The 597-nt window shown below is 63.8% G+C and carries 1 protein-coding gene; it reads right to left on the bottom strand.

Annotation, left to right across the window (positions count from 1 at the left end; translation table 11 throughout):
* A partial coding sequence (locus tag P8H27_RS20525) for a VCBS domain-containing protein (protein ID WP_289639602.1) occupies nucleotides 1–597 on the bottom strand: 597 nt, incomplete at both ends.

A 597-nucleotide genomic window follows, 5' to 3' on the forward strand; every position in this document is an offset into this window, starting at 1 on the left:
TCGGCCTCGAAGACTCGGTCGTTAGTCCCTTGGTTGCCCGGATCGACCGTCACCTTCGGCCCATCATTGCTGCCAGTAATGGTGATGGTCAGGGTCGCAGTATCAGTGTCGCCATCGGCGTCCTGCATGGTGTAGCTGAAGGTCTCGCTCAGGCTCTCACCGGCGGCCAGGCCCTGCACCGCCGGGTTGACGTTGTTCAGGCTGTAACTGTAGGTGCCGTTGCCGGTATCGCTGAAGGTGCCGTAGCTGGCGGCGGTGCTGGCCCAGCCGACAAAGCTGGTCGGGATGTCCGCGCCCGGTTGGCCGTTGGCGTGCAGGTCGTTGTCGAGCACGCTGCCGGTGATCGGGGTAAGGGTGTCTTCGGCGATGCTGTTGCTGTCATTCACGGCGTTGGGCACGTCGTCGACGATCTCGATGACGATGTTGGCCGGCGCCGAGCTGGCCGTGCCGTCGGACACGCTCAGGCTGAAGGTATCGGTTTCGATCCCAGGGCCATCGCTAGCAGGGCTGGTCAGCTGATAGCTGTAGCTGGCCACCCCGGTGGCTGCGTTGTAGGAGTCAATCGTCAGGCTGCCGTTGCTGCCGGCGAACACGCTG

Source organism: Pseudomonas sp. sp1636, from assembly GCF_030376615.1.
GTDB lineage: Bacteria > Pseudomonadota > Gammaproteobacteria > Pseudomonadales > Pseudomonadaceae > Aquipseudomonas.